Genomic DNA, 16,655 nt, shown 5'->3' with positions numbered 1-16,655 from the left:
TGTACTGCCCATATCCTCACTAGTGCTAATGACATGGGTACTGGTGCATATACCATTGTTGCAGGTACAGCAGCCGAGGTATTGGGGCTAGCTGTAGAACAGGTACGGGTGGAGATGGGAGACTCCTTACTGCCAAATGGTGGGATGGCGGGTGGTTCCCAAATGACAGCAACCCTTGTACCAGCAGTGATGGCGGCTTGTGAGGCAGTTCTTAAGACAGCTCTTGCCGCAACAGCCCAAGAAGCCTTTGCCACCCTGCATCAGTCGGGACAAGCTGCGTTTGAAGCGACAGCCTCTTCTGCAGCCGGTGAAGAGGGGAAGAAATGGGCATTCCAATCCTGGGGGGCACATTTTTGTGAAGTCAGCGTAGATGAAGACATTGCCCGCTTGCGCGTCAACCGTTGGGTGTCTGTGATGAATATTGGGCGAGTAATGAATGCCAAAACTGCAGCGTCTCAGATACGGGGTGGTGTAATTATGGGTATTGGCCACGCCTTGATGGAAGCCTGTGATTTTGACCCAAATATTGGCTATCCTGTGGTTTACGACCTGGCCACCTATCATTATCCCAGTCATGCAGATATTCCCCGGATTCAGGTGACATTTGTAGGGGAACCCGACTATAACTTTAATCCCGCAGGGGTGCGGGGTTTGGGTGAAATTGGGATTACAGGAGTATCGGCTGCGATCGCTAATGCTATTTACCATGCTACAGGTAAACGTATCCGTGATTTACCAATTACACCGGATAAGTTGTTGTGACACACATAACAGAAGAGGCGTTCCATTCAACGCCTCTTCTGTTATGTGATGATGTTTATGTTGTGATGATGTTAATTTTCATATAAGTCAACCACGGGTAAACCTTTTTTGGGAATGCTGCTGATCAATCTTTACCGAATTCAGCCTAGTTTATAGGAGAAAATTAAACTCAATATTCCCAACATAGCTGGTACCAAAACTAGTCTTATATTCAGATTAATTAGTATTAGTAACAAGACTAATATTGCCAAGACTGCGGTAAAATTTAGACAATAATCTTTGAGTTTATCTATCAACACTAGAGATTGCCGACAACGAGGGCAATACTTTGTATGTCTGCGGAGAGCGATCATATAATTGCTGATCACTTAATTCTTGGAAAGGTGCTTCTGTTAATCCCTGCCATGCAGGTTTACCACTAAATGGTTACCTAAAATCTAAAATCTAAAATTTCAAATCTCATGACCACACCTGCCCATAATCTCATCCAGTCCATCTATGAAGCCATCAATCGTAGGGATGTTAACGCTGCGATGGAGTGGATAGACGACCAGTGTATTTACGAGGATCTCAACTTTTCCCAACCATTCAAAGGAAAGGAAGCTGTCAGACAACTTCTGGAAGAATCCTGTCAAGGTATCCCGGATGAGTTAAAATTTGTCATTGACGATATCACCACAGGGGATCCCCTGGCAGTAGGAATACTATGGCACGTTGAGTTAGACGGCATTCCCTTTCCCAACGGACGAGGTGTTAGCTTTTATCGTTGTTCTGAGGTAACTGGCAAGTTAGTTTTAGCCCGTGATCTGGTTGAACCCCCCATAAAACCAGGGAAGGCGGCATTCTTTATCATCCGACTAGTATCTCCGCTGATACGAAAACTGCTGAAAAATCGGCAAGATAAAAGTACCATGGAAATCTCTCCCTTAGGCCAAGGGATTCCAAAAAGTCAACCCTTTCTTGCTCTAGTATTTGGGTTAATAGCGATCGCCTATATTTACATTCTGTTTTTATCTCCACCAGGGCAACTTATTCCAGGGCAACCCGCTTGGGCTATTCAACCAGAAACTATAGAGGAAATAGTAAATGAATCTCTGAATTTTTTCTTTATTTTACCCCTTTTTAACCGAGTAGGCATTAATTATTTAGAAGCACCAGTGGTTCATCCTACCTTAGAAGCACTCTTCAACTTTGCCGAAGCTTGGATTTTCATGTTTTTACCTCTACTCCTCGTCGATAGAAGGACAACTCATCTCCCCAAGATTCTGATTTGGAGTCTGGCGATGTTCGGAACCAATGCTGTTCTTACCCCTTATATGGCACTGCGCTATAATACACCAATTCCTCCAGTAAAGGAGGAAACGAACAAGGGAATATTAGCTCGTGTATTTGGTTGGACAGGAATGATAGTGGGGATAATTGCCTTATTTTGGGGGGTACTTTGCCGACCAGAGTTTGGAGATTTGGTCGAGAGAATGAACTATTTTGGCGAGCAATTGATGACGAACCGACTTACATTAGCTTTCTGTGTAGATTTAGTACTTTTTTCCATTGTTCAGGCTTTACTTTTGGGTGCAGTTAACAGCAGAATTGGCTGGTTTCGATTTATTCCTTTCTGGGGACTTGCGCTATGGCTAATTATATGATTTGCTTGGAGGTTGGCTCAGCAAGAGCGGACGCAATTTGCTGCCCCAAATCACTTTTATTATCAAATCATAACTATAGGTTTTTGGGCTCATCTGGTGTTCAATATCAACAAGTTTACCCTAACGCTTATTTAACTGTGCTGCGGAGTATTTTCATTCAGTAAAGGTTAATCAAAATTAAATCATGTTAGAACTATATTTAGACAGTGCCGATGTTGAAAAAATAGCACATTTTAACTCTTGCTTACCGATTAAAGGAATAACAACGAACCCCAGTATTTTGGCTCAAGCTAACATAGGTGTTAATCAACTACTTAAAGAAGTAACTACTATACTAGGGAATGAGGCACGTTTCCACATTCAAGTTATTAGTCAATCTGTAGATGAAATTATCGTTGAAGCTGATAAAATAACAGCTTTACCCTATGATATAGTGGTTAAAATTCCGGCCACGGAAATAGGTCTGGTGGCAATAAAACAGTTACATCAGAAGCAGATACCTCTATTAGCTACGGCAATTTATACAGTTCAACAAGGTTTTTTAGCTGCACTAGCAGGTGCAGATTATTTAGCTCCTTATGTAAATCGAATTGATGTTTTTGGGGGAAATGGTGTCACAGTTGTGGAGCAACTTCAACAACTTATCCAACAACAACAGCTAAGTTGTTGTTTATTACCTGCTAGTTTTAAAAATCCGCGTCAAGTTTTAGAGGTATTACAAGCAGGGGTTGGTGCAATTACTTTGCCTGTAGGTATAATGGGACAAATGGTTTCACATCCGGCTATACCTTTGGCCGTTGAACAATTTAATACTGATTGGCAACAAGTCTTTGGTGATAAATTATCTTTTGAAACTTAATGTGACCTGAGTTTTGGATAATAAAATAGGCAGATATAGAGACCATAAATAAACATACATATAGATTTTAGCGCAGTTATGAGGTACCTAAAAGCCAATAATTTGTACCTGCTCCAAAGGCTGTAGTAACCCACGGAACATAACGCTGCTATATCTGCTGCTGTCCATGTTTCATTGCCTAATAAGTATTGAGATTGGGCTAATTGTTGATAAAAAATTGGTAAAAGGCGATTTTGAGCTCTGCTATAATAAGTAGGATTATCCAGTAGTCAAGATGAAAGAGCTAAATTCTATTCTAGCAGCATTCGGAGATAGTCAACACAACGATCAACAAGTATTTCTTGCTACTGTTGTCAATGTTCAAGGCTCTACCTATCGCCAACCTGGTGCGCGGATGCTGATCACATCAACTGGTAAAATGGTAGGAACCATTAGCGGTGGTTGCTTGGAAAATGATGTATTTGAGCATACTCGCGTCTCCATGCCACACGGAAAACCCATAGTCGTCACTTATGATACCACTGCTGATGAGGACATTATCTGGGGATTTGGCCTGGGTTGTAACGGTGTGGTAAACGTCTTGATTGAGCCTCTAAATCAAGATAATCCCCTTAATCCCTTAGCTTTTATTCATCAATGTTTCTATAACCAGCAGCAAGGTATTATTGCCACTGTTGTTGCTGTGGAAGGTACGGTTAATGTTCAGGTTGGGGCGCGTTTAATCCTGCAATCAAATAATCGTGTAAATACTGATATTCAAGAAGAGTATTTGACTGCTGCTTTGCTCAAAGATGCTCAAGCTGCTCTGGAAAATAAACATTCAAGTTTCTATCAATACCAATTAGCAGTCGGTAAAGTAGATATTTTTATCGAGTTTATTAAACCCCCGCCACACCTAATAATTTTTGGTGCAGGTCGTGATAGTCTACCTGTAGCAGAGTTTGCTAAAGCCTTAGGTTGGCGAGTCACTATAGTTGATTGTCGAGGGAGTGAGGTAACTCAAGAGCGTTTTGTCATGGCTGATCAGGTGATTCTCACCCGCAGGGAAATTTTAGACAAGCAAATATCTATTGATGATGACACCATTGCTGTGGTAATGACTCATAACTACCTCGATGATTTAGAAATTTTGAAAGTGCTAATCCCTGCTGCAATCAGCTATCTGGGTTGTTTGGGCTCCAAGCAACGCACTGCCAGGTTACTGCAAGATTTACGTACAGCAGGAGTAGAATGTACACCCATACAGCTAGAAAAGTTATATACTCCTGTTGGTATTGATATTGGTGCAGATACACCAGAAGCGATCGCATTATCCATCATTGCTGAGATTCAAGCCGTGTTAGCAAACCGTGGTGGTGGCTTTTTAAAACACCGCATGGAACCAATTCACGAACGAACTCAAGTCAAGGAAATCCCAATTGATAAACTATAAAATTTGTGGAAGTTTGACTCTTGATTCTTTGAATTATGAAATGAAAATAACCCATTCACAGCTAAAACCAACTGAATCAAATATTGCTATTATTATCCTAGCAGCAGGTGCATCAACCCGCATGGGTAAACCTAAACAACTCTTACCCTATCAGGGATGCAGCTTACTTCGCCATACCCTAGAGAAAGCAATGGCTTCAGTCTGCAAGCCTGTAGTGGTGGTTTTAGGAGCAAATGCCCAACAGATATATTCTGAAGTTAACCAACCTTCTGTAACGGTAGTTGAAAACCCAGATTGGAATTTGGGAATGGGTTCCTCAATTCGTAGGGGAATTCTATCCCTTGGAAGTTGTTATGAAACCATAGACGCAGCAGTTATTACTGTTTGTGACCAGCCGTTTATTTCTACTGAAATTATTAATTCTTTAGTGGCAGCCTATCATGCTACGGGAAAACCCATTGTTGCTTGTCAATATGCAGATACATTAGGTGTACCTGTTTTGTTTAAACATATAGTTTTCTCTGAACTAGCAACCTTAGATGAGACCGTGGGGGCAAAAAAAATAATTAACAAATACTACAACGAAGTATTTAGTATTTCTTTTCCATTAGGTGTAATTGACATTGATACACCAAGAGATTACCAGAAGTTAGAGAAAAACCAAGAGGGGCAAGAGCTCCGGAGTTTTATTTGACAAAAAAACAAGACCTCCTAGGTTTACATCTCAAATACAAACCCTATAGTAGAGTGCGTTAATAACGCAGCTTACTGGTATAGTTATGGCGTAAGTCCTGTTAGTTACAAGCCCGATCCCCTTGTGGATGAGGCTGTTGACTGTTCAATATAAAAAGAGTATAAAACTCATAGCTAAAGGCAAAAATGGAGCAAATACACTCAGAAATTGACGCAATTCGCCAGAGCATTGCCGCACTACGTGCTGAACGTGATACCCTAACCCGCCAGGAAATCATCCTAGAAGACCAGTCCCCAGAAGCGATCGCTCAAGCCTACCGTCGTCAAGCCAGTGAAAACGCCCAACGATCGGTAGAGATACTAGGAATCGATAATGCGATCGCAGCCTTAGAAGCCCAGTTGCAACAAAAACAGCAGCAGTTACAGCCAGCACTTACTATCAGTCAACCCCTAACCCTAGAAGACCAAATAGAACAAGCCACACAACAAGCTTATGACCACGCTGAACGGATTAATGAACTGGCAGCGGAACTAGCAGAAGAACTCAAAGCCCTAAAAGCGATCGCTCATGACCTGAGTCCCATTTATTGGAAGTTGTATCATCGACCCTTTGTTACTGGATTCAGAAGTACCTCAGTTCCCTACCTTCGTTCCGATCACGATGTTTTGAGGATTACGAAACTAGTCATTTAAATCTAGTAATTTAAATTAGTAATTAAAACGGATAAACTAATCTTAGGTTATCCGTTTATCCGTGTTTAAACATCCTGGTTTATCTAGTTTACCATTACCCCCCACTAACTTTAGCTTTGTAGCCCAGTTTAATCATTATTTGCACTAGTTTATCAGTATGATTTCCTTGAATTTCAATAGTATTATCTTTAACTGTACCACCACTACCACATTGGCCTTTCAGCTGTTTAAGTAACTTGGTTAAGGTTTCTGGTGATGATTGAAATCCACTAATTACTGTAACGGTTTTTCCCTTACGTCCTTTCCGTGATGCTTGTACCCGCAAATCTTGCTGATTTGGCGGAAGTTCTTGAATTGGTCGTTCAACTGCAGCGTCATTGCTAGTGCCAAATTCCTGGTAAGCAATTCGATTGCCAGAGGTTTTGGAGTCAGCAGCATTGCGTTTTGATTTTGATGAAGCCATTAGTTCAATATAGTATCAATCTATTTACAAGTCCGGTTAATCACTTACCAAATAGTAGTTCGATTTTTGGGTCAGGATAATGGGTAATCGGTAATCATCAACTACCAATTACCCATTACCCATTACCTATTACCCATTACCCATTATCCTATCCCGGAAAGAAACGGTTCTGGATGTCCCTGTTCAGGAACACAATCGATTTCGATCTGGAAGGTCCCTTCAAATCCAGTGTCTTGCACTTGAAATTCCCAGGCACCATCCACTTCTTTCATCTTATCAGCGGGATTGGGGGTAAAATCTGGCTGAGCAAATTTTTCATCGGTATGGAGGTAGAGTTCTATGGGTGTCTTGGCAATCAGAACCCGGATATAGTATTGTTTGCGGAAGATGACATTGTCAGAGAAACCAAGACCTAACAAATCCCGTTCACCGACGTAAAAGTCCAGCCGTAAGACCATGTCTTTCTCTTGTGCTGGGATGCTCTCATCCTCTAGAATTGATATGGTATTCAGGTAGCCTTCCCAGATCAGATTTTTGCCATCTGCCCAAGGAAATGCTAGGTTTTCGTCCGTCAAATCCTCTTTAATAAACGGACCATAGCAGTTTTCCGCCCCCTCACTCTGGTGAAACAGTTCAAAGTCCACCCGACGGGGTTTAATCGATACTCCCAGAAAGAACTCACTCTTGCCAAACCAATCCTTACCCCGAGTGATTTGGGCGTTGACAAAACGTAAACGCGATCGCACATCCCCAAAGAAAAAGCGCGTTGCTACTTCAAATGCTTCCCGGGAAGTAATCACGGAGTCGAAACCACCGTGGGATTTGTGGATAAAGGTACGGGGTGCCCCAGGAATTTGGGCAGAGAATTGCTTAACTAAGCCATCACTACGGTTATAGTTAGAACCAAACTCATATCTCGGGGAGAAAACGCGGTTGAGAAAGGAGGCTTGTCGCAAATTGTAAGACTTATAGTTGGTACCAACAATAGTTAAAAGTCGTTCTAATGGAAAGTGTTTCTCAAAATTTTGGAATGAATAGGGGTTGTTGAGCTTACTTTGATTTTTGAGATTAAAGCGCTCTAATTCTTCTTGAGCTCCTAGCTCTCCCCCAAACCCCAGCCAATCTTCTAAGATTTGGAAGGTAATGCCTTGGTGAGGAGTTCCCAAAGTTATAATTTTATTGATGTAGTCTTCAGCCTTAAGACCAAGGCTGGGATAGATGACTTGAACTGCTTCGCGAGCGATTAACCCACCCATAGAATGGGCAATGATGTTAACCTTAGGTTTAACACCTGCTTGATTCGCCGTTAGTTCACGAATTAAGTAGATTAGACGCACCAAGGCATTACCATAGGTTTCAAATTTACGCTCTTTCAGGTCATAGTAGCGAAATACCCAAATGGAGCGCCAGGGATCTTTGGTAGACTCCAAAAAGGATTCTGCCCTCTCTGGGTTTATGACCACTTTATCCCCGGAAAAATATCTTTTTTCTTCTGTTTTGTCTGGATAGTTTAGAGTATAGGTTTCTTCTTTGAGGCGCTTAAATTTATCGAAAATACCATTATCCTTTAACCACTCCAGTGATGATGGCAGGGGTTTGCCATCCTGGAGCATTTGCTGCAAAGACTTTAGTTTCCGAGGCAGGGTTGGTTCATCTTCAATCTCCCGACTACCAAAAGTCACGACGTTAGTAGCATCATGGTATTGCCAGTCTGACTTGAGGAAACTCAGGATTAATCCTTCATAAATCTCGTTTGTTCCCTTTTTGTGTTCATAGACAGTGCCTTGGTTAAACCCCTGATAGGTTAAGCGCTGTTCCTCTTGAATATTGAGACCACCAAACCCACGAATTAGGATAATTGGTAAAGGAGTACGGGTAGGTACAGACATTGTCATCTCCTATCACATCTGAAATGTTAATTCATCGATCTTAGCTGCTGATTCATCTCTAGACCATCAGTTTTGTTTGTCAATTATAAATTTTTAATTTAAAATTACCTGACCAACTATCCGGCAATTGAGGAGCTTCAATTGCCATATTCATGCCCATGTTTGGAGGGGTTCGTGAAATGGCCCTCAACTAAAGTCAGTCAACCAGCCCAAAACCACTCACGCTTTGCATCAAGAAACTGAATAATATCCAATTTAAATGCGCAACAGCTTATGACAAGGCCGTAGATGATAGAATTAAATAAATTAGATAAGGGATGAAAAACATCCAAAATGGCAAAAGACGTTTTCCATCAACAGGTTAAAAATGCTTTGATCAAAGACGGATGGAATATCACTCACGATCCTCTCACGATTCGGATTGGCGAGGCAGTCAAATTACAAATTGATTTAGCGGCAGAAATCGCAATCGCAGCTGAACGAGATGCCGAAAAAATTGCTGTAGAAATTAAAAGCTTTATTGGCGACTCAGATATCAGCACATTTCATACGGCGTTAGGGCAATATCTTAACTATTGTCAGGCTCTTGAAGAACTTGAACCAGAGCGAATTGTTTATTTAGCTATTCCTTATGAAACTTATCAAGATTTTTTTCAGCTTTCTTTCATCCAACGCGCTCTGAGACGTTACCAAGTCAAGTTGATGATTTACGATCCGAAATTGGAGGAGATTAGGCAATGGATAAAATAGAGCAATATCGGCAATTTGTCAAGCAGATTTTAACTGAACACTCCCAAATAGCAACCCCTACTGATAGGGATACGGTCAAAGCCGAGCTAATATTTGATAGGGAACACGACCATTATCAATTGGCTTATGTGGGTTGGCAAGGAGATAAGCGGATATTTGGTCCTGTGATGCACTTTGATATTATTGATGGCAAAATTTGGATTCAATATAACGGGACTGAAGACTCGGTTGCTGAGAGGTTGGTGGAAATGGGTGTACCCACTTCTGATATCGTTTTAGGTTTTCATTCCGCTTTTAAGCGCCAATTTACCCGTTATGCAGTTGGTTAAAACTATGATACCCTATTTAGAGGTTTGCGACTTTATTAGGCTCTCCCGGATCTGTGGTTGAAAACGTATCAAAAGGCACAAAATCGACAATCAACGTGGCTGGAACTGGCGGAATTACGTGATATAAGCTTGCCTTATCACCCCAAAGCCGGGAGAGCCTTAACCATTAACGATTCATGCTCCCCCAATCTGAATATTGCGCACCCGCACCGGCACACAAGCATGGGTCATTTGAGCAAGTTGTATCGGTTCCCCTTTACCACACATATGGGTACCAAACTGCTCCTGTTCCGAAGCCACTCCAATGGCATCAACACTATTCCAGAAATCAGTACTCATAGAATGATAGGTAACATCCTTCAGCATGCCCACTACTTTACCTTTCTCCACCTTCCAGAAAGCATCTCCACCAAACTGAAAATTACGTCGCTGCTGGTCAATGGAGAAACTACCTCTACCATCAATTAAAATCCCTTCCTCAGTCTCAGCAATCATTTCTGATAGTGTGGCAGAGTGACTTCCTCCCTCTGCTCCCGGTTCTAACCCTAAATTAGGAATCCGCACCATCGGAACACTTGACCAACTATCGGCGTAAGCGCAACCGTTACTACTGGCATTACCTAGTCGATAAGCCGTTTCCCGGTCAGTGAGGTAGTCTACTAAAATGCCATCCTTGACAACATACCAATCTTGTGCTGGTACCCCCTCATCGTCATAGCCTAAAGTACTACGTCCCCCCGATTGAGTGCGATCGCATTTAAAATTCACCCAAGGAGCAGCATATTGCAGCTTGCCCAATTTATCAGTAGTCGCAAAGCTAGTACCAGCAAAATTCGACTCATAGCCGTACACCCGATCCAGTTCCGTAGGGTGTCCCACCGATTCATGAATCGTTAGGTGGAGATGACTAGGCTTCAGAATCAGAGTGCTGCGAATACCAGAAGGTCCCTTGGGAGCATGAACCTTCTCTATCGCTTCTTCTGCTACCCGTTCTACCTGATTCAAAAGGTCTGGGGGTTGAATATGCTCGTAACCGATATTTAAAGGTGGACGCTCATAGCTACGGCTTTGAGCATCCCCATTAGCAACTGCTGTACAACCCATACCTGGATAGCTACGGTATATAGTCTGTTCAATTAGGGAATCAACAGTAGACGCAAAAATCTTGTCTTCACGAGTAAAACGCAGGAAAGAGTAAGCCTTCTTAATTCCGCGATCGCTATAGCTAAGCAATTGATCATTGATACGCAATAGTAAATCGGCTTTCTCAGTAATCGGTATAGTAAACGGGTCAATTTCGATTGGAGTAATATAGGTATCGCGATAGGCTTCTACTGGGGCTAATCTTACCTGTGTTTGCTGACAAAGGCGGCTACCTTTAGCAATCTCCACAGCTAAAGCCACCATTCGTTCCACTTCCTCTGGAGTTTTATAGGGACTAGCTGCAAAGCCCCAAGCGCCATTGAGTAACACTCTTACCCCAAAGCCAGAACTAACATTATCACAGAGTTGGCTAAGGGAGCGATCGCGTGCGGTTAAGTTCTGATTACGGTAGGTACAAATACGGATATCCCCATACTCACACCCAGCTTTACGAATTAAATCAATCCCTAGTGTCGCCAAGTCTCTCGCCAAGTCTGTAGTCGTAATTGGTGCTAAGGCTTTTATCATTGTATGTAAAGTATGTAAATAATGTTTAAGAACAATGCCTAATATGGATTAAAGTTGCTATAATCGCACTGGCTAGATTATGATTAACCTAGCCCTCTCCTCATTTTAATAAAAGTTAGTAAAATCAAGGTCGCTGATTGTAACCATTCAGCCTAATCCTAAAAGCAATAAGAAGCAATAAGAACCAATAATAAATCAGCGTCTTTCTAGTTGTCCACAATCAATCATCTACTCCCACCCCTGGGTCAAATCCCTAAGTTTTCCTTGATTATTGATATCAAAACTATAGCGCTTTTCAATTAGTAGAAAAGTTTGCGTAGGGTGCGTTAGGGGGGGCCGAGGATTTTATCGGTAGCCACGGTTGCGACAGTCTGCCCCGTAACGCACCACCGAGTAAAACAGCTTTAATAAGATGCACCTTATTAAAATACATTTGCCCTGGTTTTAGTTGATATCAAAATATTTATTCAAAACTATCGGCTAATCTGAAATAGCTTCAGTAATTCTACATCTAGTGAGCTGATCGACTAATTGTCCCCATCTCCCTATTTCCCTAGCTCCTCATCATTCTCAAACGACAATGAAAAAGCCCTGCTCCAAGGCAGGGGACATCAGGTTTATTTTTATCAATTGGAAGCCCCCGGTATAGCGCTACGCTTAGCGTGAGAAGTTAGAAGTCAGAAGTCAAAAGTAAGCTATTACTTACGTTTCGGAGTTTAGGAATGTCAAACATCTGAATGCGTAGTGCTATAGTATTAAATTTACCGGGGAAGCATGTCAGTGATCTTCAAATTCGGGATAAATATCCTTTTCAAAGATTTCCTTAATCCAGTCAGGTAAGAAATACTCAGGCTTGTTGATATCCATATCCTGGCGGAGATCCACTTTATACTTGGCATCCCGTGGGGCGATGGAAGGAACCCAAGCTGAATGGAGAGACAAAGCAAATTTAACGTCCTCGTGACCCAATTTGGTAATTGGTCCTGCCGCAAGATTTCCTGCTTGCCAAATCCAAAATTCCGACCCACTAGGAGTAGTTACTGTCGCCACGATATACCCTTCAAGTTCGTCAGTTTGCCCTTGCTTAGGAACATAAATAGGGGTATTAACTACATACCCTCGTTCAATAGTCCATGAATCTTTAACTTCCATATCCACTGGAGACCATCGCAAAATACCTGATGGTTTCCAATTAGGTAAATCGTTTACTGGTACTTTACGGAAAGGATGATTAGCGTATAATTCAACCAATCTGCGAGGGGTAATTTCACTAATATACCCAGTGTAATTTACCCAAATATTCTGAAACTGTGTGGGAGACGTACCTTGAATTCCTTGATATGTAGGGAGTGCAACTCCCCAAAAATCCTCGAATAAGCAAGGTTGTTCACTCTTTAGTTCGCCTGTCTTCGCATTAACAACACATTTACCAAAACCCTGCTGATCATATACACCAGGAGGATAGCCATAAAAAGCAGATGGAACAAACTCAAATAAGGTTGGCCATCTTTTATCCGATTTCTGTAGCCACTCGCTAACATCATGACCAGAAGCTAACACCAGATGCAAGGTCAAATTTTCTCCATCATTATCTTCATAATCAGCATAAAAATGAACACATTCGCGAGGGATTGTGATGTGTTTAGCAATAGCTTTCTCGCCCTGAAGTTCTGCTCGCGGCACTAACCAGACTTGATTGTAAGCTGATTGAGCTTTAGCTTTTACTTCAGGAAGTAACATTCTTAAATATTCTATGAGAAAAGCCGTGTCAATAATTACCACGTAGTTTTTGGTAATCGCTATCTGGTGCGTAGACTGCTTAATTTCAACTGGCTTATTGGTGCGCTCATCAATTATTTTGGTTGTCTGGAACTTACCTTGACCATTCCAAATATGTATATAAGCATCTGGATCAATTGCTCCCATACTGATTGGATTATCAAACAGGCAATTAATAATAAATATTTCTCCCGTATTCTGATCGTAAGCGGTATGGGCGGCAGTCATATGCATAGGAAAAATCCAGGGTATTTTAATATCCCCAAGACTTGGTATGCCATTTATTTCTAAAGGAATCCATTCGGAGCGATCGCCTACAGGTGTAACTGGTTTTAGGGTGGTTAAGTCAAACTCGAAAGGACGACCTGAATCAATGGTGGCAAACATACGCCAAGAGTTATTCTCAGGATCTTGGAAAGCTTGAATCGCTGTATTACATTGGTTTTGTACGCCTAATCTGGGGCTTAGACGAGCCAAACCTCCCAGATTACGAAATCTAAATAATCTCCCAAACAGTAATTTTCGCAAATTTGTGAAGTATGTCCACCAGGGCTGTTCATTAATTTTTTGATCACAGATGACAGAAGGCGTGCGAAATTGTTCGCTTTTGAGATGGATTCTTCCGCTTTCAAAATCTAAACGATACAACTGTCCATAGCCATTAAACCAAGGAGTAGCTCCATTTTGAGGTGTTGGAACTAACCAAAAAGCATGTCCCTCACAATCAGAAGGAATTTCTCCTTCAATTACATTCATCTCTAGGTCGATGGATGCTGTATTGTGTTCGCGGAGGTTATTGGGTAAGTCAGTTGAAGGTGTTGCTTTCGGTTTTGCTGTCATGGTTACTTTTTTGGTCTATAACCAATACGCATATATCTTGCTATATTATACCATTCGAAGTAAATGTTAAGACATATTTCTATTCTGTGATATAAAATTTTACGATCGCGTAGCGTGACCTACGGTCAATCCGAAGTTCTCTTTAAACTAAAATATAGCGTTTATTACATTTATGAGGTACGCTTATCAACCTCAAAGTCCCCCTTTTTAAGGGGTACCAACGGGGGATCGGTTTGTACCTCATGGGAGAGACAAACGCTATACTATGTCCTCAACTATAATTCCAGGGCAAACCCATCTAAATTCTAGAAGTCTTACTCAGAAGCGATGCCGTGCAGTCTTGGGGAGACAGCCCGGTCTTGGAGGTTGCCACGGGTCGCACCTAAGCGGTATTGAAGGTTTTCCCTGCTCGCTATTGCATCGAGACAGCTTGCCCATAGCCTATAAGCTGATAACTGATAACTGATAGCTGATAACTGATAGCTGATAGCTGATAGCTGATAACTGATAGCTAAATAATTACAAACTTTTCCCTCTCTTATATTACTTTAAAAAAAATAGTTATAATAGATGACAATTAATTACTAAAAAATCAACTATGCTTACTAGCTCAATGTTAACAAAAATAAGTACAGTCTTTACCGCAATGGTAATGACTGTACTTTTAGTAAAATCAGATTTATACAAGAGATTTAACCCTGAGCAATCTTACGCCACAGCAAATAACTACCAGAACAAAGAAAACAACAGTGTAACGAAGATTGAATTTGGCCAGACTAAAGATGGTCAAAACGTTTATCTCTATACTTTAACCAATACTAATGGTTTAGTAGCGAAGATAACCAACTATGGTGCGACTCTTACTGAATTACACTTGCCTGACAACAGCGGTGAGCTAGACGATGTAGTGCTGGGATTTGATAGTCTAGAAGATTATTTGGCGGCTAAGCGCTACCTATATTATGGTGCAATTGTTGGTCGCGTCGCTAATAGGATTAAAGATGCTCAGTTCACTCTCAATGGTCAAAAGTATGATCTAGCTGCTAATGCCGGTTCCCATCACATCCATGGTGGTAACAAAGGTTTTGACAAAGTGGTTTGGAATGCTGAACCAATTAACAGTAGCCAAGGACAGGCACTAAAACTAACTTATCTGAGTGCTGACTCAGAAGAAGGATATCCAGGTGATTTGACAGTTACAGCTATTTACACTCTGACTAACGATAATGAGTTAAAGCTGGAAATGACTGCTACCACTAACAAACCTACTCCTGTCAACTTGGTGAATCATTCATATTGGAACTTGGCTGGTCATGCTTCTGGAAATATTCTAGGACAATATTTAACGATCAATGCCGATAGATATACGCCTAACAACGAACAGCGAATCCCTACAGGAGAGATTAAATCAGTTAAAGATACACCCTACGACTTTACTCAGCCTCAGTTGATTGGAGATGGCATTAATCAGCTTAGAAATACCCTAAAGCAAAACTATCCAGGAGGTTACGACCTCAATTATGTTTTGAATGGAGAATCAGAAAAAATCAAACTGGCAGCTACTGTATATGAACCAAAATCTGGTCGGGTGATGGAGCTTCACACTAATCAGCCAGGAATACAGTTTTTTTCTGGAAATCTTCCTAAGCTTAGAACTGTGGGTAAAGGAGATGTTGTTTATAAAAATCATCAAGGTTTGTGCCTAGAGACACAACATTTTCCTGACTCAGTCAATCAGCCTAACTTTCCTTCGATTATCTTGAATCCAGGTGAAACTTATCGACACCTAATGGTTTATAAATTTTACACCAAACAAAATAATCTAGGAAAAATTATTGCTCCCAATACTCAAGTTGAAAAGGTAGCAGGAGGTTTTAAGTTTACTGAAGGACCTGTTTGGCATCCCGACGGATTTATGCTATTTAGTGATATTCCAGCTAATACTATTTATAAATGGCAACCAGAGCAAAAAACCGAGATTTTTCGTCAACCTTCTGGCAATGCTAATGGTAATACTTTAGACCGCTCAGGGCGTTTAGTTACTGCTGAACATAGTAATCGTCGTCTATCCCTAACACAGAAAGATGGAAAAATCGTAACTCTAGCTAGTCACTACCAAGGGAAGCGGCTGAATAGTCCCAACGATCTAGCAGTCAAATCAGATGGTAGCATCTATTTTACCGATCCTCCCTATGGCATCAAATCCGAACAAGAAGAATTAGGGTTTTATGGTGTTTATCGCCTAGCACCAGATGGCACACTAACCCTGCTAGTTGATGACTTTGTGCGCCCTAATGGTATTGTCTTTTCCCCAGATGAAACTAAATTATATGTGAATGATTCACAAAGAGGTCATATTCGGGTTTTTGATGTCAAGCCAGACGGGATGTTAGAGAATGGAAAACTTTTTGCCGAACTGAAACCTCCTAGTAAAGAGGGGGCAGCAGATGGTATGAAGGTAGACATCCAAGGAAATGTTTACAGCACTGGACCAGGAGGAGTTTGGATTTTCTCACCACAAGGGGATCTACTTGGCATTATTGAAACACCAGAAGCGCCTGCTAATTTAGCATGGGGCGACAGTGACTACCAAACCCTTTACATTACAGCAAGAAACAGTCTTTATCGTATCCGTCTTAAGATTAAAGGGATGCCCTAGAAAGTTATAGCAATTATCCTGGATTAATCAGAGAATTAGTAGGAGTATATAATTTATAATTCAGATTAATAATACTGAATTTGTAGGATGGGTAGAGCGATACCAAAACCTATCGCTCTCTGGCTTCTGTTCGGTTTTATCATTCAACCTAACCTACAATAATGTGAATTCCATAACCATACAGATTTAA

At 41.3% G+C, this 16,655-nt stretch carries 13 protein-coding genes; 9 read left to right on the top strand and 4 right to left on the bottom strand.

What is annotated here, in order from left to right; translation table 11 throughout:
• The 6 genes from F6J94_RS16075 to F6J94_RS16050 form a co-directional block, all read left to right on the top strand.
• On the top strand, positions 1–762 hold a 762-nt coding region (locus F6J94_RS16075), incomplete at its 5' end, for a molybdopterin cofactor-binding domain-containing protein (protein ID WP_293041952.1).
• Between the two features lie 461 nt (positions 763–1,223).
• On the top strand, positions 1,224–2,408 hold the full coding sequence (locus tag F6J94_RS16070) for a nuclear transport factor 2 family protein (protein WP_293041949.1): 1,185 nt from the start codon (positions 1,224–1,226) through the stop codon (positions 2,406–2,408).
• A gap of 184 nt (positions 2,409–2,592) precedes the next feature.
• On the top strand, positions 2,593–3,267 hold the full coding sequence (locus F6J94_RS16065; RefSeq protein WP_293041946.1) for a transaldolase family protein: 675 nt from the start codon (positions 2,593–2,595) through the stop codon (positions 3,265–3,267).
• 274 nt (positions 3,268–3,541) lie between these two features.
• Entirely contained in the window at positions 3,542–4,699 is a 1,158-nt protein-coding gene (locus F6J94_RS16060; RefSeq protein ID WP_293041943.1) for an XdhC family protein, read from the top strand.
• A gap of 40 nt (positions 4,700–4,739) precedes the next feature.
• Positions 4,740–5,393, top strand: a complete 654-nt coding sequence (locus F6J94_RS16055) for a nucleotidyltransferase family protein (RefSeq protein WP_293041940.1) — start codon at positions 4,740–4,742, stop codon at positions 5,391–5,393.
• Between the two features lie 185 nt (positions 5,394–5,578).
• Positions 5,579–6,085 (top strand): hypothetical protein, encoded by a 507-nt coding sequence (locus tag F6J94_RS16050; protein WP_075897741.1) that lies wholly within the window; start codon positions 5,579–5,581, stop codon positions 6,083–6,085.
• A 94-nt stretch (positions 6,086–6,179) separates the two neighbouring features.
• Here F6J94_RS16050 and F6J94_RS16045 read toward each other — a convergent pair whose 3' ends face one another.
• Both F6J94_RS16045 and F6J94_RS16040 read right to left on the bottom strand, forming a co-directional pair.
• Complete coding sequence (locus F6J94_RS16045) at positions 6,180–6,548, bottom strand: translation initiation factor (RefSeq protein ID WP_293018785.1); 369 nt, start codon at positions 6,546–6,548, stop codon at positions 6,180–6,182.
• A gap of 143 nt (positions 6,549–6,691) precedes the next feature.
• Positions 6,692–8,437 carry a hypothetical protein gene (locus tag F6J94_RS16040; RefSeq protein WP_293041937.1) on the bottom strand — a complete coding sequence of 582 codons (1,746 nt, stop codon included), beginning with the start codon at positions 8,435–8,437 and terminating at the stop codon, positions 6,692–6,694.
• Between the two features lie 333 nt (positions 8,438–8,770).
• Between F6J94_RS16040 and F6J94_RS16035 the strand changes: the two genes are divergently transcribed.
• Positions 8,771–9,187 (top strand): XisH family protein, encoded by a 417-nt coding sequence (locus F6J94_RS16035; RefSeq protein ID WP_293018789.1) that lies wholly within the window; start codon positions 8,771–8,773, stop codon positions 9,185–9,187.
• Positions 9,175–9,516, top strand: a complete 342-nt coding sequence (locus F6J94_RS16030; RefSeq protein ID WP_293018790.1) for a XisI protein — start codon at positions 9,175–9,177, stop codon at positions 9,514–9,516. Before F6J94_RS16035 ends, F6J94_RS16030 begins: the two co-directional genes overlap by 13 nt.
• 174 nt (positions 9,517–9,690) lie before the next feature.
• Here the strand turns inward: F6J94_RS16030 and F6J94_RS16025 are convergent, their stop codons facing one another.
• Both F6J94_RS16025 and F6J94_RS16020 read right to left on the bottom strand, forming a co-directional pair.
• Complete coding sequence (locus F6J94_RS16025; protein WP_293041934.1) at positions 9,691–11,187, bottom strand: TldD/PmbA family protein; 1,497 nt, start codon at positions 11,185–11,187, stop codon at positions 9,691–9,693.
• A gap of 777 nt (positions 11,188–11,964) precedes the next feature.
• Positions 11,965–13,806 (bottom strand): carotenoid oxygenase family protein, encoded by a 1,842-nt coding sequence (locus tag F6J94_RS16020; protein WP_293041931.1) that lies wholly within the window; start codon positions 13,804–13,806, stop codon positions 11,965–11,967.
• Positions 13,807–14,419: 613 nt separating this feature from the next.
• Here F6J94_RS16020 and F6J94_RS16015 point away from each other — a divergent pair.
• Positions 14,420–16,465 carry a galactose-1-epimerase gene (locus tag F6J94_RS16015; RefSeq protein ID WP_367142222.1) on the top strand — a complete coding sequence of 682 codons (2,046 nt, stop codon included), beginning with the start codon at positions 14,420–14,422 and terminating at the stop codon, positions 16,463–16,465.
• Positions 16,466–16,655 lie beyond the last annotated feature (190 nt).

The sequence above is a fragment of the Moorena sp. SIO1F2 genome (genome assembly GCF_010672755.1).
Lineage (GTDB): Bacteria > Cyanobacteriota > Cyanobacteriia > Cyanobacteriales > Coleofasciculaceae > Moorena.
Note: the sequence above shows the minus strand (reverse complement) of the source record. Positions and strands in the feature narration are given on the sequence as shown.